The organism is Rhizobacter sp. P3_C12 (genome assembly GCF_056402735.1).
Genome location: NZ_JBFUGW010000003.1, coordinates 36,197 through 56,816, shown reverse-complemented (window position 1 = coordinate 56,816; position 20,620 = coordinate 36,197). Strand labels below are relative to the sequence as shown.

Genomic DNA, 20,620 nt, shown 5'->3' with positions numbered 1-20,620 from the left:
CTATCAAAGTTTGATAGTCGCGCCAAGCCCGCCCGCCATCACACCGGGGTCATTCCCTGCCCGCTCAGCCGGAACGTCCCGATGATCCCGCTCAGCCGCAGTGCCTGGTCCTTCAGGCTCTCGGCGGCGGCGGCCGATTCCTCGACCAGCGCGGCGTTCTGCTGCGTCATCTGGTCGAGCTGGCTCACCGCCACGTTGACCTGGCCGATGCCCTGGCTCTGCTCGCCCGATGCGGCGCTGATCTCGCTGATCATGTCGGTCACGCGCTTCACGCTGACGACGATCTCGTCCATCGTCGAGCCGGCGTCCTGCACCAGCCGGCTGCCGGCCTCGACCTTGTCGACGCTCTGGCCAATCAGGCCCTTGATCTCGCGGGCCGCCTCGGCGCTGCGCTGCGCGAGGCTGCGCACCTCGCYSGCCACCACCGCGAAACCGCGGCCCTGCTCGCCGGCSCGCGCSGCTTCGACAGCCGCATTCAGCGCSAGGATGTTGGTCTGGAACGCGATGCCGTCGATCACGCCGATGATGTCGGCGATCTTCTTCGAGCTCGCATTGATCTSGTCCATCGTCGAGACCACCTCCGACACCACCTGCCCGCCGCGCTGCGCGACCTGCGCGGCCGACGACGCGAGCTGCGCGGCCTGCGACGCGCTCTCGGCGCTCTGGCGCACGGTGCCGGTCAGCTGCTCCATCGACGCGGCCGATTGCTGCAGGCTGCTCGCAGCCTGCTCGGTGCGCGCGCTCAGGTCCTGGTTGCCGGTCGCGATCTGCGTGCTGGCCGTCGAGATGCCGTCGGCCACGCCGCGCACCTCGTTCAGCGTGCGCGTGAGCGCGCTGCGCATCGCGTCGATCGAGTGCAGCAGCCGGCCGGTCTCGTCCTGCGCATAGCGGGTCTGCGCGGCAGCACTCAGGTCCATGCGGGCGATCGCGTCGGCCATCGCCACGGCCCGACGCAGCGGCGTGGTGATGCTGCGCGCCAGCGACACGGCCAGCGTCACGCCGACCAGCAGCGACAGCGCCGCGCTCACCATCAGCAGCGTGTTCGCGCTGGCGCGGCGCGCTTCGGCGTCGCGCGCGTTGGCGTCGAGCTGCTCGCGCTGCGCATTGCACAGCGCCTGCACCGCGGCGATGTACTCGCGCGACGTGGGCTCGAACCGCTCGTTGAACGAGCGGCTGGCACCGTCGGCATCGCCCGCCAGCTTCAGCTTGCTCACCTCTTCGCGCGCGGCCAGGTAGCCCTTGCGCAGCTCGCTGACCTTCTCGTACTGGCGGCGCTCGTCGGGCCGGTTCATCTGCGGCTCGATCTGCTTCTGCAGCTCGGTGGTCAGCTTGATCGACTCGGCGGTGGCAGCGGCGAAGTACTCGATCAGGCTCGGGTCGCTGCTCTTGGCGATGGCCGCGGCGCGCTGCACGCCCGAGGTGGTGAAGCGCAGCCAGTCGGACAGCGCGCGCTCGGTCTTCACGTTGTCGGAGATCATCACGTCGATCTCGGCGCTGGTGCGGTGCAGCGTGTGCACCGCATACAGGCTGCTCGCCACCGACAGCCCGAGGATCAGGCCGAGGACGACGGTGAGGCGCTTGCCGATGGAGAGGTTGTCGAGGAGCATGGTGCGTCGGATAGGGGAGACGCACGCTTATCGACCACCGGCCGCGCCACTTGAGCGTGGATCCGGCCCGTTCGTGATGGGTTCAACGATCCGGGTCAGCGGTCGAGGTCAGCGGTCCAGAGCGGGCCGCTTCGGATCGAAGGTCCAGCCGGGAATCAGGTACTGCATCGCGACCGCGTCGTCGCGCGAGCCCAGGCCGTGCTGGCGGTACAGCTGGTGGGCCTTCTCGACCTCGCCCATGTCGAGCTCGACGCCCAGGCCGGGCCGCTTCGGCACCTGCACATGGCCGCCCTCGATGCGCAGCGGCTCCTTCGTGAGGCGCTGGCCGTCCTGCCAGATCCAGTGGGTGTCGATCGCGGTGACCTTGCCGGGCGCGGCGGCGCCGACCTGCGTGAACATCGCGAGCGAGACGTCGAAGTGGTTGTTCGAATGCGAGCCCCAGGTGAGGCCCCAGTCGCGGCAGGTCTGCGCGACGCGCACCGAGCCGGCCATCGTCCAGAAGTGCGGGTCGGCCAGCGGGATGTCGACCGATTGCAGCGCCAGCGCATGGCTCAGCTGGCGCCAGTCGGTGGCGATCATGTTGGTGGCGGTCGGCAGGCCGGTAGCACGGCGGAACTCGGCCATCACCTCGCGGCCGGAGAAGCCCCCTTCGGCACCGCACGGGTCCTCGGCATAGGCGACCACGCCGCGCATGTCGCGCATCAACCGGATCGCGTCCTTCAGCAGCCAGCCGCCGTTCGGGTCGAGCGTGATGCGCGCGGTCGGAAAGCGCTCGTGCAACGCGCGGATCACCTCCACCTCTTCATCGCCGCGCAGCACGCCGCCCTTCAGCTTGAAGTCGTTGAAGCCGTAGCGCGCCTGCGCGGCCTCGGCCAGGCGCACGATCGCATCGGCATCCAGCGCCTTCTCGTGGCGCAGGCGGAACCAGTCGTCGGCGGCGTCCGGTTCTTGCCCATACGGCAGGTCGGTGCGCGCGCGATCGCCGACGAAGAACAGGTAGCCGAGCATCTCGACCGCATCGCGCTGCTGGCCTTCGCCGAGCAGCGCCGCCACCGGCACGCCCAGGTGCTGGCCGAGCAGGTCGAGGAAGGCCGACTCGATCGCCGTGACCGCATGGATGGTGGTGCGCAGGTCGAAGGTCTGCAGCCCGCGGCCGCCGCTGTCGCGGTCGGCAAAGCCCTGCTGCACGCGCTGCAGCACCTGCTGGTGGTTGCCGATCGGCTGGCCGACGACGAGCGGCGCCGCGTCTTCGAGCGTCTGGCGGATCTTCTCGCCGCCCGGCACCTCGCCGACGCCGGTGCGGCCGTCGCTGTCGGTCAGGATCAGCAGGTTGCGGGTGAAGAACGGGCCATGCGCGCCGCTCAGGTTCAGCAGCATGTCGTCGCGGCCGGCGACGGGGATCGCGCGCAGCGCGGTGATGGTGGGTGTGCTCATGGATCAGTCAGTCTGCAGAGATTCGTTCAGGGGTCGCTTCCTAGATTGTTAACGTTAACAATACGCGCTGGCGACCGCCCGTGGCATACGGGTTTACCCGATCAACTGCTGGCCCGTTCGACCAGCGAGAAGCCGACGTCGATCACGCGCGAGGGCAGCGCCTCGCCGCCGGCGCGCGTGACGATGCATTGCGCCGCGAGGTCGCCGATCTGCCGCGGGTCGACGCGCACGCTGCTCAGCGCCGGTTCGAGGTCGGCCGCGAAGTTCAGGTCGCCGAAGCCGACCACGGCCAGTTGCGCCGGCACGTCGATGCCGCTGGCGCGTGCCTCGGTCAGCACGCCGAGCGCCAGCAGGTCGGAGCTGCAGAACACCGCGTCGACCTGCGGCTGCGCGCGCAGCAGCTCGCGCAATGCGCTGCGGCCATGGCCCAGCCGGGTCGGCGCGGGCACGTACTGCAGCACCGGCGCGGCCAGCCCGCGCGCCTGTGCCTCGGCAGCGAAGGCTTCGGCACGGCGGCGCGCGCGCGGGTCATCGCCGCCGATCACCGCCAGGTGCCGGCGCCCGCGCCCTGCGAAGTAGCCGGCCACCGCACGCCCCACCGCCTCGTGCGAGAAGCCGACCAGCACGTCGATCGGGTCGGGGATCAGGTCCCAGGTCTCGACGATCGGGATGCCCGAGGCCAGCAGGCGCTGCCGGCCCTGCGCGGTGTGCAGCACGCCGGTCAGCACGATGCCGTCGGGGCGGCGGCCGATGATGTCGGCCAGCAGTTCGTCCTCGCGCGCTTCGCTGTAGCCGCTCTGCCCCACCATCAGCTGGTAGCCGCGCGCAGCGAGGCCGGCGGTCAGCGCCTCCAGCGTCTCGAGGAACATCGGCCCCGACAGCGTCGGCACCACCGCCGCCACCAGCCGGCTGCGGCTCGAGCGCAGCGCGCCGGCCGCGCGGTTCGGCACGTAGCCGGTCTGCGCCACCGCGGCGCGCACCTTCTCGACCGTGGCGGCCGGCACGTTCTCGGGCCGGTTCAGCACGCGCGACACCGTCATCGCCGAGACACCGGCGACGCGCGCCACGTCGTTGACGGTGATGCTGAGGTGCGAGGCCGGGGCGCGCTGCAGGGTCATCGGCGGGTCAGGCCGCGGGTGACGCCGAGGCGAGGCCCGGGCGGCTGCGCGAGCGCAGCTGCAGGCACTGCCAGGTGGCGCCGATCAGGAACACCAGGAACAGCGCGCCGGCGACGGCCTGCAGTTCGGGTGCATCGGCATTCGGCAGCAGCGGCTTGCCCAGCGGCAGCCGCGTCGTCGTCTCGGTGACGCCGGGGATCATGTGGAAGAAGAACGTCAACGAGTAGCCGACGGTCTCGACGTACGGCGACGCGCCGCCGAACAGCCTGCGCCGGCCGGCGAGTGCCGCGACACCGAGCACCACCAGCGTCACGATGCCCAGCACGTGCGGCTTGCCGAAGCCGCCGTGCTGGAAGATGCCGAAGCCGGTGAGGCAGGTCAGCACCGTCGCCCAGACGTAGATGCGGCCGGTGGTGTTCGTCGCGACGATGCGCTTGTCGCGGAACAGCGCGACCAGGCCGGCCGCGACCGCGATGAGGGAGATGAGCGTGTGGATGACGCCGAGCGGCGTGAGACCGTAGACCATGGGTTCCTCCTGGGGTCGATCTGTTGGAGCCCGAACAGTACACGCCGGGGGCGCGACCGACAACACCGTTTCAGCAGCCGCCGATCGCCTGCGCATGCACGGCCGTCCAGCCCCCGGCGGCCGCGCGCTTCAGCACGCCGTAGCCCGACCACTCGTAGCCGGCGTAGGCGTAGACCAGCTCGGCGATGCCGTCGTCGTCGAGGTCGGCGTGGTCGACGAAATCCATCTCCATCAGTGCCGACGCGCCGGCACCGCCGCGGAAGAACTCTTCATGGGTGGCGGCATAGGCGCCCTGGGCATTGCGCTCGGCGACGAAGAACAGCGTCTGCACGTTGTCCTGGTTCTCGATGTGCGACGACACGACGAGGACCGGCTGGCCGCCGCGCTCGATGCGCAGCGCGGACACGCGCAAGGCCGCGAGCGTGTCGGCCAGCGCCGCCGCGGGTACCTGGTGGCGCGCCAGGATGGTGCGTGCGACGTCACGGGCGGCGAGCCGATCGGCCTCGGTGGCGGCGGTTGCGCGCTCGACGCCGGGATCCTTCAGCGGGCGTGTCGTCACCAGCGCCGTTGCGTCGCTCGCGCCCGTCAGGGGTGGCGTCAGCACCGCATGGCTGCCTTCCGAACAGGCCTGCCGCTCCTCGATCTGCAGATGGTCCACGCGCGCCTCGCCGATGCGCGCACCGGCCCGGTGAAGCTGCACGCGCTGGCCCGGCTGCAGCGACTCCGCGGTCAGCTCGAACGGCGAGAACATGCCAGCCCGCACGAGGGCCAGCGGGAACGCGCGGTCGGGCGGCTGCAGCACCAGCACGAGGTTCGCCGCGGCAGGGCGGGCCGGCTGCGCGACGCTCGCGGTCACGATGAGCAGGGTGGCGAGGGCGAGCAGGCAGCGGATCGGCGTCATGCGGGCGATTGTCGGGCAGCGTGGACGCTACGCATGGAATGCAGTGGACCGGCTGCAGCCGCGCACGGCGACGCCCTGAGCGTCAGGCGCAGCCGGACCTTCTGCGCGCCGAGCATAGAATGTGTACGAATCTGTCCCGAGGTACACACCATGCGTACGAACATCGTGATCGACGACAAGCTCATGCGGGACGCGCTGCGAGTGAGCGGCGCGAAAACGAAGCGCGAAGTCGTCGAGCTGGCGCTGCAGACCCTGCTGCAGCTGAATCGCCAGGCGCAGGCGCGGCAATTCAGGGGGAAGCTCCAGTGGGAGGGTGACCTCGACGCGATGAGGACCGACAAGTGATCCTCGTCGACTCCAGCGTCTGGATCGACTACTTTCGCGGCGCGCCGACACCTGCAGCACGGACCCTCGATGCGCTACTGAACAGCGAGAAAATTGCAGTCGGCGATCTGATGCTGGCCGAGGTCCTGCAAGGATTCCGCACAGACGCTGATTTCAAGGCCGCCAGGAAAGTACTGGCGGCATTCACCGTGATCGACATCTGCAGACGCGATGTCGCAATTCAGGCGGCCCAGAACTTCCGGAAGCTCCGTACGCTCGGCGTCACGGTCCGCAAGACGATCGATACGCTGATCGCAACCCGCTGCATCGAGGATGGCATGCACCTGTTGCACGCCGATCGCGACTTCGATCCGTTCGAGACTCATCTCGGACTCAAGGTCGTCGAGATTCCCGTGGAGTGATCTGGCCGGCGCCAAATGCCTTGCTTTCGTCGGAATCTCTCTGAGCCGGCAGAATCAACGCAAACCCTCCACCATGAACCCTGCCGGCCAGACCCCCTGCGACAAGGTCGCCATCCTGCATGGCGCGCCCTGCGCCGGCGCGCCGGCCAGCGGCCAGCGCTGGACGCTCGCCGCCGCGATCCTCGGCTCGGGGATGGCCTTCATCGACGGCAGCATCGTCAACGTCGCGCTGCCCGCGATCCAGCGCGAGTTGAACGCCAGCGCGGCGCAGCTGCAGTGGATCGTCGAGGCCTATGCGCTGTTCCTCGCGTCGCTGCTGCTGGCCGGCGGCGCGCTCGGCGACCGGCTCGGGCGGCGCCGCGTCTTCATGGCCGGCGTCGCGCTGTTCACCGTCGCGTCGGCGGCCTGCGCGCTGTCGCCGTCGGCCGACCTGCTGATCGCGGCGCGCGCGCTGCAGGGCATCGGCGCGGCGCTGCTGGTGCCGGGCAGCCTGTCGCTGATCGGCGCCAACTTCACGCAGGCCGAGCGCGGGCGCGCGATCGGCACCTGGTCGGCGCTGAGCGGCGTCGCCGCGGCCATCGGCCCGGTGCTCGGCGGCTGGATGGTCGAGCACTGGCGCTGGACCTGGGCCTTCCTCGTCAACCTGCCGCTCGGCGCCGCGCTGCTGCTGATCTGCGCCACCCGCGTGCCGGAAAGCCGCAACAGCACCGACACGACGGCGATCGACGTGCCGGGTGCCGTGCTCGTCACGCTCGGCCTCGCCGGCATCGTGTTCGCACTGGTGCAGGCGCCGCTGCACGGCTGGGGATCGGCCGACGTGCTCGCGGCGCTTGCGATCGGCATCGCCGGCCTCGCGCTCTTCCTGCGCGTCGAGGCGCGCAGCGCCGCACCGATGGTGCCGCTGCGCCTGTTCCGCATCGGCGATTTCGCCGGCGCCAACCTGCTGACCCTGCTGCTGTACGCCGCGCTCGGCGGCGGGCTGTACTTCCTGCCGCTCAACCTGATCCAGGTGCAGGGCTACGGTGCGGCAGCGGCCGGTGCCGCGATGCTGCCGTTCATCGCGATCATGTTCGCGCTGTCGCGGGCCGCGGGGCACATCGTCGACCGCACCGGGCCGCGCCTGCCCTTGATCGTCGGCCCGCTGGTGGCTGCCGTCGGCTTCGCACTGTTCATGGTGCCGGGCGTCGGCAGCGGCTACTGGACGGGCTTCTTCCCGGCCACCGTCGTGCTGGGCCTGGGCATGGCCATCACGGTCGCGCCGCTGACGACCACGGTGATGAACGCGGTCGGTGCCGAAGCGGCCGGCGTGGCCTCGGGTGTCAACAACGCGGTGTCGCGCGCGGCCGGCCTGCTGGCGATCGCCGGCTTCGGCGTGCTGATGGCGCACGGCTTCAACCAGCAGCTCGCGGAGTCGCTGCAGGCGCTGTCGCTGCCGGCCGGCGTGGCCGATGCGATCCGTCATCAGCAGGACCGGCTCGCCGGCATCGCGCTGCCCGACGGCCTGGACGCCGCGCTCAAGCCGGCCCTTCAACACGCCATCGGCACTGCCTTCGTGAGCGGCTTCCGGCAGGTGATGGCCGTCTGCGCGGCGCTCGCGTTGCTCAGCGGATTGAGCGCCGCGTGGATGATCGGCCGCGGGAAGCAGCGATGAACGCATTGCGCGGCCTTGCCTGGCTGCTGTTGCTGCAAGCCACCGGCGAGGCCATCGCCCATGCGCTGGCGTTGCCGATCCCCGGTCCGGTGATCGGCCTCGCGCTGCTGCTGGCCCWGCTGCGCTGGCCGGCCGTGCGTGCGCCGGTGCAGGCCGCGGCCGAGCTGCTGCTGACGCACCTGTCGCTGCTGTTCGTGCCGGTCGGCGTCGGCGTGATCACGCACCTCGACCTGGTGTCGCGCTGGGGCTGGCAGCTGCTGGTCGTGGTGTGCGTGTCGACCTGGATCGGCATGGCGGTCACCGGCCTCGTGCTGCGTGCGTTGTTGCGGTCGCCACCGGATTCACAAGTGCCGCGCGATGGCTGACTTCGTGCAGCTCTGGGTCTACCTGTCGACCACGCCGCTGTTCGGGCTGACGGCCACGCTCGTGACCTACGTGCTGGTGCAGGCCGGCCACGAGCGCGTCGGCCGCGCCGCGTGGGCCAATCCGGTGCTGTGGTCGGTGGTCGTGATCGGTTGCGTGCTGCTCGCGACGAAGACGCCCTACCCGACCTACTTCGCCGGCGCGCAGTTCGTGCACGTGCTGCTGGGGCCGGCGGTGGTCGCCCTCGGCTGGCCGCTGTGGCTGCGGCGGCACGAGATGCGGCGCCGCGGCGTCGCGCTGGTCATCGCAGCGCTGGCCGGCGGCAGCGCGGCCGCGGCCAGCGCGGTCGCGATGGGCCTCGCGTTCGGCATGCCCGCCGATGTGGTGCGCTCGCTGGCGCCGAAGTCGGTCACCGCACCGGTGGCGATGGGCATCGCCGAGCAGATCGGCGGCGTGCCGGCCCTGGCGGCGGTGTTCGCGGTGCTGACCGGCATGGCCGGTGCGCTGTCGGCACGCTGGCTCTTCAACGCGCTCGGGTTCACGGACTGGGCGGTGCGAGGCTTCGCGCTCGGCACCACCTCGCACGGCATCGGTGCGGCCCGCGCGCTGCAGGTCAACGACGAGGCCGGTGCCTACGCCGGCATCGCGCTCGGGCTGCAGGTGGTGCTGGCGGCCTTGCTGATGCCGCTGGTGTTCAGGCTCGTCGCGAGCTGACGGTACGCGTGCGGGAGCGCAGCAGCAGCATCGCAGCGGCACCCGCGAACATCGCCGCCATGCCCCACGCGTAGTCCGCATACACGAGCGCGCACGAACCGCACATGAAGCCGGCGCTCAGGTAAAGGTTGTCCTCGTCACGCCGTTGCGCCCACAGCGCCGAGCCGATCGCCGCCAGCGCCAGGTAGATGCCGAACCCGAACGCCACGGTGATCGCGGTGTCATCGTTCAGCGAGAACGGATCCCAGTCCTTCAACTGCGCGTCGCCTCGAGAAGGCTGCGCGAGCCACCCCAGGCGATCGAGCGTCTCCAACAAGTAGCCGGCATGCATGTCGACGGAGATCTGCAGGTGCTTGACGCAGGCGAGCAGCCACAGCGCCAGCAAGCCGATCAGGATCGAATTGATGCCATGGAGGTTGCGGCGAGACATGCCGTGGATGGTAGGCGACGCCTCGAGTCCTGCGATGCATCCCAGCGGCCTTGACAGGATCATCCAACATACTGGATGATTATTCCAATGGAAGACGAGACGACCTCCTCCCTCTCCGATCGCATCGCGCAGAACGTGCGCGAGCGGCGCGCCGCGCGCGGCCGGTCGCTCGACGAGCTGGCCACGCACTGCGGCGTCAGCCGCTCGATGATCTCGCTGATCGAGCGTGGCGAAAGCAGCCCGACGGCCGTCGTGCTCGAGAAGCTGGCCACCGGCCTCGGCGTGCCGCTCGCGTCGCTGTTCGAGGCGCCCGGTGCCGACGCCGCGCCGGTGTCGCGCCTGGCCGACCAGCTGCTGTGGCGCGACCCGGCCTCGGGCTATGTGCGGCGCAACGTCTCGCCGCCCGGCTTCGCGTCGCCGATCCAGATCGTCGAGGTGGCCTTCCCGGCCGGCGCGCGCGTCAATTACGAGACGGCCGCGCGCACGCCGCGCGTGCACCAGCAGGTGTGGGTGCTCGAAGGCAGCATCGCGATCGCCCTCGGCGACGAGCGGCACCGCCTGAACGCCGGCGACTGCCTCGCGATGGTGCTGGACCGCCCGATGAGCTACCACAACCCGACGCGCAAGCCGGCCCGCTATGCCGTCGTGATCACAACCGAAACCGCCCCCTGGAGATGAGATGCCCTCCCCCGACCTGACCGTGCGACGCCTCGCCACCCTGACACCGGCCGACATCGATGCGCTGTCCGCGGTGCTGATCGACTGCGTCGAAGGCGGCGCATCGGTCGGCTTCATGCGGCCGTTCGCCCCGGAGCGCGCGCAGGCCTTCTGGCGCCGCGTGGCCGAGGGCGTCGCCGGCGGCGAGCGCGCGCTGCTGGTCGCGGAAGACGCGCAAGGCATCGTCGGCACCGTGCAGCTGGTGCTCGACCAGCCGGACAACCAGCCGCACCGCGCCGACCTCTGCAAGATGCTGGTGCACCGCCGCTCGCGCCGCCAGGGCACCGGCGCGGCGCTGATGCGGGCGGCGGAGGCGCTGGCGCGCGAGCACGGCAAGACGCTGCTGGTGCTCGACACCGCGAACCCCGATGCCGAGCGGCTGTACGAGCGCGAGGGCTGGCAGCGTGTCGGCGTGATCCCCGACTACGCGCTGATGCCCGAAGGCGGGCTGTGCGCGACGACGTATTTCTACCGGCGGCTGGAAGCCTGACCGCTCAGCGCCCGACCGCGGCGCACAGCCGCGCCGCCTGCCGCACATGCGGCGCGAGCACCTGCGTCTCGGCCGCCTCGTCGCGCTTCAGCGCATGCGACGCCGCCGCCTGCCATTCCGCCTCGGTCACGCTCTGCGCGAGGCTCTTGCTCCAGCAGCCGCACATGGCCTGGGCATTCGACGCGGTCAGCCCGCCAGCCTTCGCGTCGGTCACGCAGCCGGCCTCGAGCTTCTGGCGGTACAGGGCGATCTGCTCGGGGCGCAACTCGGCCGTGGCCGACTGCGCTCCCGCGCTGCCGACGAAGAACACGCCCGCCGCTGCCACGACAAATCGATTCATCACCGCGCGATTGTGAACCCTCAGGCCGCGGCGAGCGCAGGCTGCCGGTCGCTCATCAGCAACGCGGTCGCGGTGGCCGCCGGCGCGGGCCGCGAATGCAGGAAGCCCTGCACGATGTCGCAGCCCCAGCCGTCGAGCAGGCCCTGCTGCGCCGGCGTCTCGACCCCTTCGGCCGTGACCGACAACCCCAGGCTGTGCGCCAGCTCGATCACCGTGCGCACGATGGTGTCGTCCTGCTCGCTCGCGCCGAGCTGGCTGATGAACGAGCGGTCGATCTTCAGCCGGTTCAACGGGAAGCGGCGCAGGTACGAGAGGCTGGCGTAGCCGGTGCCGAAATCGTCGATCGCGAGCTGCAGCCCGAGCGCGCGCAGCGCATGCAGGCGCGCGACGCTCGCCTCGGCATCGTCCATCACGCTGCCTTCGGTGATCTCGAGCTCGATCTGGGCCGGGTCGACCCCGGTCTCGGCCAGCGTCTCGCGCACCGTGGTCATGAACTCCGGGTGGTTGAACTGGCGCGGCGAGATGTTGACCGCCACCACCGGCGCGCCCAGCCCCGCATCGGCCCAGGCCCTCGCCTGCAGGCACGACTGCCGCAGCACCCAGGCGCCGATGCGCACGATCAGCCCGGTCTCCTCGGCCAGCGGGATGAAATGCGCCGGCGACACCATCTTGCCGTCGTCATGCCAGCGCAGCAGCGCCTCGAAGCCCTTGATGCCACCGCGCAGCGCGCGCTGGCCCTGGTAGAACACCTCGAAGTCGCCGGATTCCAGCGCCTTCTTCATGCGCGACTCCATGCGCAGCTTGTCGCGCTGGCCTTCGCCGATGCGCGCGTCGTAGATCACGTGGCTGTTGCCCGGCTCGGCCTGGGCCTGCAGCTTGGCCAGTTCGGCCAGCCGCGCCACCTCGTCGTGGTTGCTCGCATCCTTCGGGTACTCCGAGGCACCGACGCCGATCGACACCATCAGGTCCTGGTGGCCGATCTCGAACGGCATGTCCATCGATTCGGTCAGCGCCTCCAGCGCGCGATTCAGCCGCGGTACGTCGCCGCCGAAGCGGTAGATCGCGCCGAAAGTCACGCCGTCGATGCGGTACAGGCGGCCGCCGTCGCGGGTCGCGGCGTCGTCCAGGCGGGTCGCGATCTGGCACAGCAGCGTGTCGCCGAGCTGGTGGCCGACGCTGCCGACGATCAGGCCGAACTGCTTGACCGACAGCGTCACGGCGCAGTACGGCTGGCCGCCGAGCGAGGCGATGTCGGCCTCCATCGCGCGGCGGTTCAGCAGGCCGGTGACCTTGTCATGCGTGCTCGCGAACTCCAGGGCCTCGTTGTTCAGCGCCAGCCGGCGGTTCGCGTCGAGCGAGCGCAGGTACAGGCGCCAGGCCGCGATGACGCCGATCRCCATCGCCGCCACCAGCAGGAAGCCGAGCGCGCGCTCGTTCTTGCGGCGCGAGATCTCGACCGCCTGCAGCTCGTTGTCGTGCTGCAGCTGCTCCAGCTGGCGCTGGCGCTGCTGGAAGCTCGATTCGCGCTGCAGCGCGACGACGGTGCTCTGGCGATCGCGGCGCTCCAGTTCGGTCTCGAGCAGCAGTGCCTCGCGCAGCCGGTCGAGCGCCGGCACGGCCTGCCCGGCGCGCTCCAGCGCCACGGCATAGCGGTTCAGCTGGATCAGGTATTCGGCATTGCGCCCGGCCTTGGCGAGCATCGCCAGGCCCTGGTCGGCGAGCTGCCGGCCGGTCAGCATGTGGCCGGCGCCGAGCTCGGCCAGGCCCTGGTTGACCATCGCGCGGGCGGCCGTGCCCGGGTCTTGCCGCTGGTCGGCAAGGCGCTGCGCACGCAGTGCGAATTCGCGCGCAGACGGGAAATCGCGGTGGCCGAGGTACAGCGTCGACATCGTCAGCAGCGTGTCGAGCTCGGTGCTGAGCCAGCTGGCACCGCCCATCTGCGAGTTGACGCCGGACGCCGGCCGCACCACGCTGCCGGTGAGCGCGGCCTGCTGGCGCGCGCGGTCGGCACGGTCGGGCTGGTGCGAGGCTTCGGCGGCCAGCGCCTCCATGATCCAGCCCGAGGTGATCAGCGCGACGTCGCCGGCGCGGCTGGCGAGCTCGCGCACCCGGCGTGATTCGACCAACGCCGCGGTGGTGTCGCCCTTGACGATGCGCAGCGGCGCCAGCGCCTGGAAGGCCTGGGCCTCGCGGCGCGGGTTGCGGCCGGTGCGTGCGGCCTGCGCCGCGGCTTCGAGCAGGCGGATGCCTTCGTCGATCTGGCCGTTCGAGGTGGCCAGGTCGCCGGCGGTCATGTCGACCCAGTAGCTGAGGTCGGGGCTGTTCACCTTGTCGGCCAGCGGCACCGCGCTCTCGATCCAGCCGAACGCCGCGCGCACCTGGCCGGAGAACTGCAGCACGCAGGCCTTCAGCGTGTAGGCCGACGCGAGCGCGGCGGCGTCCTGCGTGCGCTGGCCGATGTCGGTGAGTTCCTCGATCGCGGCCTCGGCCACGGCCGGCTTGTCGATCGCGGCATGGGCATAGCCCCAGGCGGCCAGGAAGATGCGCAGGTCGTCACCGCCGCTCGCGCGCGCCTGCGGCTCGATCGGGCGCAGTTCGGCGATGACGGCACCGGGTTCGTTGCCGTGGCGGGCCTCGATCGCGAAGACGGCGCTGCCGATGGTGCCGGCATGCGCCGGGCGGGCCAGCGTCAGCGCGCCGCCTGCCAGCAACAGCAGGCACGCGGCAGCGGCGCGGCGCGGCCAGGGGGCGATGAGGCGGGTGAAGGAGACCACACGGCTTTATCGGCCCCGCCGACGGGCGGCTTGAGACGGTCTGACGCGAAGCTGACGCCGCGAGCCGTGTGCAAAGTCTCGGTTGCCTCAGGGCTGCGGGCCTTCGTAGCCCTCGATCACGACGATGTCGAGCGTCGAGACCTTCTCGCGCAGCGTGATCGCGGCCTGGTAGTCATCCGACTTCCAGCAGGCGAGTGCCGCCTCGTAGGACGGGAATTCCAGCACGACGTGGCGCGCCCGGCTGCTGCCCTCGACCACCTCGAAGCCGCCGGCGCGCACCAGGAAGCGCGCGCCGAAGCGCTTGAACGGCGCGGCATTGGCCGCCTGGTAGGTCTTGTACACCTCGGGATCGGTGATGTCGGCACGCACGATCCAGTAGCCCTTGGGCATGGCAGTCTCCGGAGTCTTTGAAAGGACCCCGGAGCTTGCCATCAAATCGCCCGGTCAGTTGAAGCTGACCCCGGCGGCGTCCGCGTTGACCAGCTTCTTGTTCTTGAAGTCGATCGTGAAGTGGCCGCTCGGCTTGCCCGAACCCAGGCCCTTGAAGATCGCGAAGACCTGCTTGAACTGCGCCTGGAAGGCCACCTGCACCGCGTTCTGGTCCGACGGCTTGTCGCCGACCTTGACGATCGCCGCGGGCGCTGCCGGGAACGCCGACATCAGCAGCTTGTACTGCTTCACGCGCAGCTCGCCCATGTCGCGCAGCGCCAGCTCGCCGGCGTACACCGTGCGGTGGAAGTCGCCGTAGAACTCGTAGGGCGTGACGGCGGCCAGCGCGTCGAAGTCCAGCCCCGCAGCGGTGGCCAGCGCACGCGCCTTGGTGGTGGCGGTGGCCCAGTCGGCGCCCAGCTGCGTGGCCGGCGCGGCCACCGGGCTGGCCGGCGGCGTGCCGGCGGCAGCGCAGGCGGCGCTCAGCGGCACGATGTTCGGTGCATCCTTCAGCTGCGCCAGCGTGACGGCCGTGTCCAGCTGCGACAGCACCAGCATCTGCTGCAGCGTCAGGCCCATCGCCGCTTCCTTCATCTCGCACGGCCAGTACTCGTCCATGAAGCGCAGGCGCGACAGCTCGCCGAAGTAGTAGCGGGTGAACTCGCCGTAGCTCCTGGTGTCGAGCACGCCGTGGTTCCAGCGCTTGGCGATGTCGGCCGGCACGGTGCTCGCCTGCAGGTGGTCGTACTCCACCTGGTAGTGCGGGAACAGCTCCTTGAAGCGCGGCACATCGTTCAACGCCACCGTCTGCACGTCGGCCACATCGGCGCTCTTGTAGGTGACGATCTTGTAGGCCGCGCCGTACACCGCGAGCGACGGCGACTGCACGTTGGCCAGGTAGCGGCCGGTGGCGTCGGTGTACTCGTTGCTGCCGTTGAAGTGCATGTGGCCTCCGACGTGCAGCTGCAGCCCGGTGGCAGCGAGGGCCGCGGTGGTCGCCGTTTCCGGCACGCGTGCGGTCTGGAACGCGCCGGGCTTGAACACCGCCTTCATCGCGTCGGTCTGGTTCGCGTAGAAGTCCATCGTCGGGTAGTGCGAGAACGCGATCAGCTGCTTGCCCTCGGCCTTCGCGCGCGTGCTCACGTTCTTGATCCACTCGATCAGGTGCTTCTTGTGCGTCAGCACCTTGTTCCAGCCTGCGTTGCCGGCGCCGTCGTAGCCCTTGAAGCTCTTCGGGTTGGCGGCATCGAACCTGGCGTTCGGGATATAGACGTTGGCGTCGATCGACAGCAGCCACAGGCCCGGGGTCGGCTCGACCAGGTAGCTCGCGTCGACCAGGCTGCCGCACTTGGTGTAGGCCTTGCCGAGCGCCGCTTCGCCGGCCGCCTTGTAGGCACCGCCTTCACCTTCCAGGCAGATCTCGAACTGGCGGTTCGACAGCGCCGACTGCGTCTTCGCATCGGTGTAGTTGTAGCTGGTGTACTGGCTGAACGGCGTTTCCCACAGCACGTCGGTCGAGGTCGGCATGAAGCCGAAGTCGCCGAGGCGGGCGATGATGTTCTCGTAGCCCAGCTCCTTCAGCTGGTCGGTGCAGACCACCGTCGGGTCGGCGGCCTTGCAGGCGGCGTTGCCGGTGGCGAACACCTTCTGCTCCTTGCCGTCCTTCGTCAGGAAGTCGTTCTTGCCGGCCTCGTCGTCGTCGAACGGTTCGTTGGGATCGTGGTTGCCCGGCGCGATGAAGAAGCGCATGCCCTTCGCGCGGTACTCCTGCAGGATCGCGGCGATGCCGTCGACGTTCACAGGCTGCGCATCGTCGGTGTAGTCACCGGGCAGCGCGACGTACTTGATGCCCTTCGCGAAGGCATCGTCGAGCGCGGCGCGGAAGGCGAAGTAGTTCTCGTTGAACAGGCGCGTCGACGTGAGCTGCGCGTACATCGTGCGGATCGTCGCGTTCTTGCCACCCGTGCTCGGGATGCCGCTGAAGCTGCTGCTCTTGAAGTCGCCGTAGACGTCCTCGAAGTGCACGTCGGTCATCAATGCGACCGACGGCGAGAACGCCGCCGGCGGGGCCGGCGCGGGAGCGCTGCTGCCGCCGCTGTCACCGCCGCAAGCCGTGACGGCAGCGAGGACGGCGATGGCCACGAACGCCGAAGGAATCAGGGTGTGGCGCAGGGAATGCGTCATGGGGAACAGCTCATCGGTTGCGAAGCTGCCGATGGTGATGTCGGATGGTGACGTGAGCGTGACGCTGGATGTCCATTTAAAGTGTTTCTCATTCTGGACATTTATCCACGAATGACTAAAATGAGAAACACTATGCCCGCCAACTCACCCCCACTCCGGGATGCCAGCAGCACCGCGCTGGCCGAGCTCGGTCAGCGGATCCGCGCCCAGCGCAAGCAATTGCGCATCAGCGCCACGACCACCGCCGAGGCCGCGGGCATGTCGCGCGTCACGCTGCACCGCATCGAGCAAGGCGAGGCCTCGGTGTCGATCGGTGCGTGGATGAATGCCGTGACGGCGCTGGGGCTGCGGCTCGACATGGTCGATCCACGCAGCGTCGACAAGCCTGCGAGCGTACTGCCCGAAACCCTGAGCCTGTCCGACTTCCCGCAACTGGCCGCGCTGGCCTGGCAGCTGCATGGCATCGACCGGCTCACACCGCAGGAAGCGCTCGACCTGTACGAGCGCAACTGGCGCCACGTCGACCAGAGTGCGCTCGGGCCGCAAGAGCGCGAGCTGATCGAGCGCTTGACGCACACGCTCGGCGGAGGGCGCCTGCTTGTTTGAACGCGAGCACCACCGCCGCATCGAGCAGCTGCTGCGCTCGCTGAACGCGCCGCTGCTGCACGACAAGGGCTGCTATTTCGGCGGCGGCACGGCCATGGCGCTGCGCTATGGCGAGTACCGCGAATCGATCGACGTCGACTTCCTGGTCTCGGGCATCGACGGCTACCGCGCGCTGCGCCAGCTGACCGGCGGCCCCGATGGCATCGGCGCGCTGGCGGCACCGGGCCATCTGCTCGACCCGGTGCGTCCGCTGCGCGCCGACCAGTACGGCCTGCGCACGCAGCTGCGCGTCGACGGCGTGGCCATCAAGTTCGAGATCGTGCTCGAGGGCCGCATCCAGTTCGAATCCCCCGGTCCGTCGGACCGCATCGCCGGCATCGCCACGCTCACACCGCTGGACATGGCCGCCGGCAAGCTACTCGCCAACACGGACCGCTGGGCCGACACCAACACGCACAGCCGCGACCTGATCGACCTCGCGATGATGGTCGCGCCGCGCGCGCTGTTGAACCGTGCGCTGGTGAAGGCAGCCACCGCCTACGGCGACAGCGTGCAGGAGGCGCTGGCGAAATCGCTGAACGCCGCGCTCACGCGCGAGCGGTGGCTGGAGCGCTGCATGAGCGCCCTCGACATGCAACGCGTTCCCGAGGCCCTGCTGCGCAAGCGGTTGAAGGCCTTGCAGCCCCGACCGCCGCGCCACTGAGGGCCAGGATCAGCGCCCCAGTTCCTTCAGGTACGCCGCACGCGCCGCGACGCCGGTGCCGGCGAAGTCGGTGAACACGCCGTCGATGCCGGCACGGAAGTACGGCAGGTACTCCGCGATCGGATCGCCGTTGTAGAGCCCCGGCAGGTACTGCTTTTCATTGCGGAAGGTGTAGCTGTGCACCACCAGCCCGGCCTTGTGCGCATCGGCGATCAGCGAGGTCGGCGTCACGCTGTTGATGTCGGCCATCTTCGTGCCGCCGGCGTACGGCACCTGCTTCCAGGCCATCACCTGCGGTTTCCACGGGCCGATGCCTTCGGCGTAGGTCTTGATCTCGGCCAGGCCCGCGGGCGTCAGCATCGCGTCGAAGTAGCGTCCGTCGCCGTTGATCGTCCAGCTGTACGGGCGGCCGTCGACGAAGGTGTAGACGTCGGAGGTCGAGTAGGTGACGACGCCGGTGTCCAGGTGCGTGTCGTTGCCGTCGATCAGCTGCACCTTGCGTGCCTTCAGGCCGATGCTCTTCAGGTACTTCAGGCTGGCCGGATCGAAGCTCTGCACGAAGATCGGTGCGGCCGGGTCGTTCAGGTTGTTGTCGACGACGAACTTCAGCACCGCATCCTCGAACGGGTGGCCGGTCTTCGCGGTGTCGCAGCCGTTGGCGATCGCCTGCTGGTTGTTCCAGTACGGGTTCTTGACCTCCGGGTACACCGTCAGCGTGCGGCCGGTCGATGCGCTCTTCGCCTTCGCGATGGCCAGCACCTCCTGCATCGTCAGCACCGGCTGCGTGCCGTTCTCGGCGGTCGGGCGGTCGGCGCGGGCGTCGTAGGTGGTGCCCTTGATCCACTGCTTCAGCTCGGCGACCGTGAAGTCGGTGATCGACCAGTCGTTGGTGTGGTCCTCGCCGTCGACGATCAGCGACTTCAGCACCGATTTCGGGTCGGCCGGGTCGGTCAGGTCGGTCAGGTACTGCTTCGGCTCGCTGGCGTTGGCCACCGTGTACGTCACGTTGACCGGGCGCCCGGCCACCGTGCGCTTGCGGGCAGCCACCTCGGGCACCGTGAGGGCGACCGTCGCCACGGTGGTGTTGTCGCTCAGCCAGGGGTTGTGGCGCGCGACCAGCACGCAGTCCTTGCTGAGGTGCAGGTCTTCCTCCAGCGAATCGGCGCCGGCATCGGCCGCGCCTTCGTAGGCGGCCTGCGTCTCCTCCGGGTGCAGGCCCGGCAGGCCGCGGTGGCCGATCACCAGCGGGGCCTTGCCATCCAGCGTCGCGAACGGGGCGGGATCGTCGTCGCTGCCGCCGCAGGCAGTCAGCGCGGCGCCGGCCAGCAGCGTCAGGGCGAGGAGGCGGGCACGGGTGGGTCGAACAGCGGTGTGATGCATGGCGTCTTTCTTCGTGAAGAGTCTTCAGAACGATGAGCCGCCGATGTTCGACGGGCCGGGTGACAGCGCTGTGACCGACCATAGTTCACCTACCGCCGCAAGAAAAGCCGGACCGGGGCAGAATCTCCCGCTCCCCCTCATCCGCCCACTGCGAACCCACCCGCCATGTCCGACCTGTCCGCCTTCCCGATCACCACCAAGTGGCCCGCGCAGCACCCCGAGCTGCTGCAGCTCTACTCGCTGCCGACGCCCAATGGCGTGAAGGTGTCGATCATGCTGGAGGAGACCGGGCTGCCGTACGAGCCGCACCTGGTGCGCTTCGACACCAACGACCAGCTGTCGCCCGAGTTCCTGTCGCTGAACCCGAACAACAAGATCCCGGCGATCCTGGACCCGAACGGCCCGGACGGCAAGCCGTTCGCGCTGTTCGAATCGGGCGCGATCCTCGTCTACCTGGCGAGCAAGACCGGGCAGCTGATGCCCGCCGACACCGCCGGCCGCTTCGAGACGCTGCAGTGGGTGATGTTCCAGATGGGCGGCATCGGCCCGATGTTCGGCCAGCTCGGCTTCTTCCACAAGTTCGCCGGCCGCGAGTACGAGGACAAGCGCCCGCGCGACCGCTACGTGGCCGAATCGAAGCGGCTGCTGAAGGTCGTCGACGAGCGCCTGGAGGGCCGCGACTGGATCCTGGGCGACGCGTACTCGATCGCCGACATCGCGATCTTCCCGTGGATCAACAACCTGTTCGGCTTCTACGAGGCGGGCGAGCTGGTCGGCATGGCCGATTTCCCGAACGTCACGCGCGTGCTGGCGGCGTTCAAGGCGCGGCCGGCCGTACAGCGCGGGCTGGCGATTCCGAAGCGACCCGCGTGAAACAGCGGGCCTGATCCGGTAGGAAGGGGACTACGCGCAGCGGCGCCCTCTTCCGATCGGCAGCGCGCGCGCCGGTGACTAGAGTGGCCGGGTCCGGGCCGCCCGTGCCCGCAAGGAGCATCACCATGTCATTTGCGCTCTATATGGTCGGCCTCGTGCTGCTGGTCGGCGGCGTCGCCTGGGGCCTCGTGACGGCCGGGCTCGCACCGGTGTACGTCGGCATCGCCTGCCTGATCGTGCTGGGCATCGGCATCATGATGGCGGTGTCGCGCACCCGCACGAAGGATCCGTCGAGCTGATCAGCCCTCGCGGTAGAACGACTCGACCTGGCCCTTCAGCTTGATCAGCAGCGGCTGGCCCTTGCGGTCGACCGAGCGGCCGGCAGGCACGCGGATCCAGCCTTCGCTGATGCAGTATTCCTCGACATCGCCGCGCTCCTTGCCGTTGAAGCGGATGCCGATCTCGTGCTCGAAGATCGCGGCGACATGGAACGGGCTGCGCGGATCGACCGACAGGCGGTCGGGCAAGGCAGGTCGTTCGGCGGGAACGGGGGTGGGCGTGGCGTTGACCTCGGACATGGACAGGGTTCCTGATCGGGGAATGGAGAAAAGCCGCCATTCTGCGGCACCGGCCG

At 69.7% G+C, this 20,620-nt stretch carries 23 protein-coding genes; 11 read left to right on the top strand and 12 right to left on the bottom strand.

What is annotated here, in order from left to right:
- Positions 1-38: 38 nt before the first annotated feature.
- From AC1DXV_RS01295 to AC1DXV_RS01275, 5 genes are all read right to left on the bottom strand, one after another.
- Complete coding sequence (locus AC1DXV_RS01295; RefSeq protein ID WP_477932169.1) at positions 39-1,607, bottom strand: methyl-accepting chemotaxis protein; 1,569 nt, start codon at positions 1,605-1,607, stop codon at positions 39-41.
- Between the two features lie 108 nt (positions 1,608-1,715).
- Positions 1,716-3,041 carry a glucarate dehydratase gene (gene gudD / locus AC1DXV_RS01290; protein ID WP_477932167.1) on the bottom strand — a complete coding sequence of 442 codons (1,326 nt, stop codon included), beginning with the start codon at positions 3,039-3,041 and terminating at the stop codon, positions 1,716-1,718.
- A 101-nt stretch (positions 3,042-3,142) separates the two neighbouring features.
- Complete coding sequence (locus AC1DXV_RS01285; protein ID WP_477932165.1) at positions 3,143-4,159, bottom strand: LacI family DNA-binding transcriptional regulator; 1,017 nt, start codon at positions 4,157-4,159, stop codon at positions 3,143-3,145.
- Between the two features lie 7 nt (positions 4,160-4,166).
- Positions 4,167-4,685 carry a DUF2306 domain-containing protein gene (locus tag AC1DXV_RS01280; protein WP_477871962.1) on the bottom strand — a complete coding sequence of 173 codons (519 nt, stop codon included), beginning with the start codon at positions 4,683-4,685 and terminating at the stop codon, positions 4,167-4,169.
- A gap of 70 nt (positions 4,686-4,755) precedes the next feature.
- On the bottom strand, positions 4,756-5,586 hold the full coding sequence (locus tag AC1DXV_RS01275) for a hypothetical protein (protein WP_477871964.1): 831 nt from the start codon (positions 5,584-5,586) through the stop codon (positions 4,756-4,758).
- Between the two features lie 150 nt (positions 5,587-5,736).
- On the opposite strand from AC1DXV_RS01275, the gene AC1DXV_RS01270 reads away from it, so the two are divergent.
- The 5 genes from AC1DXV_RS01270 to AC1DXV_RS01250 all read left to right on the top strand — a co-directional run bounded on the left by AC1DXV_RS01270 (position 5,737) and on the right by AC1DXV_RS01250 (position 9,060).
- Positions 5,737-5,931, top strand: a complete 195-nt coding sequence (locus tag AC1DXV_RS01270) for a type II toxin-antitoxin system VapB family antitoxin (RefSeq protein ID WP_477871966.1) — start codon at positions 5,737-5,739, stop codon at positions 5,929-5,931.
- Entirely contained in the window at positions 5,928-6,332 is a 405-nt protein-coding gene (gene vapC / locus AC1DXV_RS01265; protein ID WP_477871968.1) for a type II toxin-antitoxin system VapC family toxin, read from the top strand. The genes AC1DXV_RS01270 and vapC overlap by 4 nt, the downstream gene beginning before the upstream one ends.
- A gap of 73 nt (positions 6,333-6,405) precedes the next feature.
- The gene (locus AC1DXV_RS01260; protein ID WP_477932163.1) at positions 6,406-7,983 is read left to right on the top strand and encodes a DHA2 family efflux MFS transporter permease subunit; all 1,578 of its coding nucleotides are present in this window, start codon (positions 6,406-6,408) and stop codon (positions 7,981-7,983) included.
- The gene (locus AC1DXV_RS01255; RefSeq protein ID WP_477932161.1) at positions 7,980-8,348 is read left to right on the top strand and encodes a CidA/LrgA family protein; all 369 of its coding nucleotides are present in this window, start codon (positions 7,980-7,982) and stop codon (positions 8,346-8,348) included. The genes AC1DXV_RS01260 and AC1DXV_RS01255 overlap by 4 nt, the downstream gene beginning before the upstream one ends.
- Positions 8,341-9,060, top strand: coding sequence for an LrgB family protein (locus AC1DXV_RS01250; RefSeq protein WP_477872364.1), 720 nt, complete (start codon positions 8,341-8,343; stop codon positions 9,058-9,060). Before AC1DXV_RS01255 ends, AC1DXV_RS01250 begins: the two co-directional genes overlap by 8 nt.
- Here AC1DXV_RS01250 and AC1DXV_RS01245 read toward each other — a convergent pair.
- The gene (locus AC1DXV_RS01245; protein ID WP_477932159.1) at positions 9,041-9,490 is read right to left on the bottom strand and encodes a hypothetical protein; all 450 of its coding nucleotides are present in this window, start codon (positions 9,488-9,490) and stop codon (positions 9,041-9,043) included. The two genes, AC1DXV_RS01250 and AC1DXV_RS01245, sit on opposite strands and share 20 nt — an antisense overlap.
- An 87-nt stretch (positions 9,491-9,577) precedes the next feature.
- On the opposite strand from AC1DXV_RS01245, the gene AC1DXV_RS01240 reads away from it, so the two are divergent.
- A complete protein-coding gene (locus AC1DXV_RS01240; RefSeq protein ID WP_477872368.1) occupies positions 9,578-10,168 on the top strand; it encodes a helix-turn-helix domain-containing protein in 591 nt (196 codons plus the stop codon).
- A gap of 1 nt (position 10,169) precedes the next feature.
- Positions 10,170-10,697, top strand: coding sequence for a GNAT family N-acetyltransferase (locus AC1DXV_RS01235; protein WP_477932157.1), 528 nt, complete (start codon positions 10,170-10,172; stop codon positions 10,695-10,697).
- Between the two features lie 4 nt (positions 10,698-10,701).
- Here AC1DXV_RS01235 and AC1DXV_RS01230 read toward each other — a convergent pair whose 3' ends face one another.
- The 4 genes from AC1DXV_RS01230 to AC1DXV_RS01215 form a co-directional block, all read right to left on the bottom strand.
- A complete protein-coding gene (locus tag AC1DXV_RS01230) occupies positions 10,702-11,037 on the bottom strand; it encodes a hypothetical protein (protein ID WP_477932155.1) in 336 nt (111 codons plus the stop codon).
- Positions 11,038-11,057: 20 nt separating this feature from the next.
- Complete coding sequence (locus tag AC1DXV_RS01225; protein ID WP_477932153.1) at positions 11,058-13,811, bottom strand: putative bifunctional diguanylate cyclase/phosphodiesterase; 2,754 nt, start codon at positions 13,809-13,811, stop codon at positions 11,058-11,060.
- 87 nt (positions 13,812-13,898) lie between these two features.
- Positions 13,899-14,201: a DUF1330 domain-containing protein gene (locus AC1DXV_RS01220; protein ID WP_477867745.1), complete on the bottom strand. Its 303-nt coding sequence runs from the start codon at positions 14,199-14,201 to the stop codon at positions 13,899-13,901.
- Positions 14,202-14,255: 54 nt separating this feature from the next.
- Positions 14,256-16,424 (bottom strand): metallophosphoesterase, encoded by a 2,169-nt coding sequence (locus AC1DXV_RS01215; protein WP_477867744.1) that lies wholly within the window; start codon positions 16,422-16,424, stop codon positions 14,256-14,258.
- A 132-nt stretch (positions 16,425-16,556) separates the two neighbouring features.
- On the opposite strand from AC1DXV_RS01215, the gene AC1DXV_RS01210 reads away from it, so the two are divergent.
- Positions 16,557-17,030: a helix-turn-helix domain-containing protein gene (locus AC1DXV_RS01210; protein ID WP_477867742.1), complete on the top strand. Its 474-nt coding sequence runs from the start codon at positions 16,557-16,559 to the stop codon at positions 17,028-17,030.
- Complete coding sequence (locus AC1DXV_RS01205) at positions 17,023-17,733, top strand: nucleotidyl transferase AbiEii/AbiGii toxin family protein (protein ID WP_477867740.1); 711 nt, start codon at positions 17,023-17,025, stop codon at positions 17,731-17,733. Before AC1DXV_RS01210 ends, AC1DXV_RS01205 begins: the two co-directional genes overlap by 8 nt.
- A 9-nt stretch (positions 17,734-17,742) precedes the next feature.
- On the opposite strand, the gene AC1DXV_RS01200 is transcribed toward AC1DXV_RS01205, so the two are convergent.
- Positions 17,743-19,113, bottom strand: a complete 1,371-nt coding sequence (locus AC1DXV_RS01200) for a glycerophosphodiester phosphodiesterase family protein (RefSeq protein WP_477867747.1) — start codon at positions 19,111-19,113, stop codon at positions 17,743-17,745.
- Between the two features lie 165 nt (positions 19,114-19,278).
- On the opposite strand from AC1DXV_RS01200, the gene AC1DXV_RS01195 reads away from it, so the two are divergent.
- Positions 19,279-19,986: a glutathione binding-like protein gene (locus tag AC1DXV_RS01195; RefSeq protein WP_477873594.1), complete on the top strand. Its 708-nt coding sequence runs from the start codon at positions 19,279-19,281 to the stop codon at positions 19,984-19,986.
- Positions 19,987-20,111: 125 nt separating this feature from the next.
- On the top strand, positions 20,112-20,285 hold the full coding sequence (locus tag AC1DXV_RS01190) for a hypothetical protein (RefSeq protein ID WP_047509380.1): 174 nt from the start codon (positions 20,112-20,114) through the stop codon (positions 20,283-20,285).
- Here AC1DXV_RS01190 and AC1DXV_RS01185 read toward each other — a convergent pair whose 3' ends face one another.
- Entirely contained in the window at positions 20,286-20,564 is a 279-nt protein-coding gene (locus AC1DXV_RS01185; protein WP_477873595.1) for a DUF3297 family protein, read from the bottom strand.
- Positions 20,565-20,620: the final 56 nt, after the last annotated feature.

Bases quoted from the DNA above. Each gene is read 5' to 3' on its own strand.
- gudD (WP_477932167.1), bottom strand. From the start codon at position 3,041: ATGAGCACACCCACCATCACCGCGCTGCGCGCGATCCCCGTCGCCGGC.
- AC1DXV_RS01285 (WP_477932165.1), bottom strand. From the start codon at position 4,159: ATGACCCTGCAGCGCGCCCCGGCCTCGCACCTCAGCATCACCGTCAAC.
- AC1DXV_RS01280 (WP_477871962.1), bottom strand. From the start codon at position 4,685: ATGGTCTACGGTCTCACGCCGCTCGGCGTCATCCACACGCTCATCTCC.
- AC1DXV_RS01275 (WP_477871964.1), bottom strand. From the start codon at position 5,586: ATGACGCCGATCCGCTGCCTGCTCGCCCTCGCCACCCTGCTCATCGTG.
- AC1DXV_RS01270 (WP_477871966.1), top strand. From the start codon at position 5,737: ATGCGTACGAACATCGTGATCGACGACAAGCTCATGCGGGACGCGCTG.
- AC1DXV_RS01260 (WP_477932163.1), top strand. From the start codon at position 6,406: ATGAACCCTGCCGGCCAGACCCCCTGCGACAAGGTCGCCATCCTGCAT.
- AC1DXV_RS01250 (WP_477872364.1), top strand. From the start codon at position 8,341: ATGGCTGACTTCGTGCAGCTCTGGGTCTACCTGTCGACCACGCCGCTG.
- AC1DXV_RS01245 (WP_477932159.1), bottom strand. From the start codon at position 9,490: ATGTCTCGCCGCAACCTCCATGGCATCAATTCGATCCTGATCGGCTTG.
- AC1DXV_RS01240 (WP_477872368.1), top strand. From the start codon at position 9,578: ATGGAAGACGAGACGACCTCCTCCCTCTCCGATCGCATCGCGCAGAAC.
- AC1DXV_RS01235 (WP_477932157.1), top strand. From the start codon at position 10,170: ATGCCCTCCCCCGACCTGACCGTGCGACGCCTCGCCACCCTGACACCG.
- AC1DXV_RS01230 (WP_477932155.1), bottom strand. From the start codon at position 11,037: ATGAATCGATTTGTCGTGGCAGCGGCGGGCGTGTTCTTCGTCGGCAGC.
- AC1DXV_RS01220 (WP_477867745.1), bottom strand. From the start codon at position 14,201: ATGCCCAAGGGCTACTGGATCGTGCGTGCCGACATCACCGATCCCGAG.
- AC1DXV_RS01215 (WP_477867744.1), bottom strand. From the start codon at position 16,424: ATGACGCATTCCCTGCGCCACACCCTGATTCCTTCGGCGTTCGTGGCC.
- AC1DXV_RS01210 (WP_477867742.1), top strand. From the start codon at position 16,557: ATGCCCGCCAACTCACCCCCACTCCGGGATGCCAGCAGCACCGCGCTG.
- AC1DXV_RS01200 (WP_477867747.1), bottom strand. From the start codon at position 19,113: ATGCATCACACCGCTGTTCGACCCACCCGTGCCCGCCTCCTCGCCCTG.
- AC1DXV_RS01195 (WP_477873594.1), top strand. From the start codon at position 19,279: ATGTCCGACCTGTCCGCCTTCCCGATCACCACCAAGTGGCCCGCGCAG.
- AC1DXV_RS01190 (WP_047509380.1), top strand. From the start codon at position 20,112: ATGTCATTTGCGCTCTATATGGTCGGCCTCGTGCTGCTGGTCGGCGGC.
- AC1DXV_RS01185 (WP_477873595.1), bottom strand. From the start codon at position 20,564: ATGTCCGAGGTCAACGCCACGCCCACCCCCGTTCCCGCCGAACGACCT.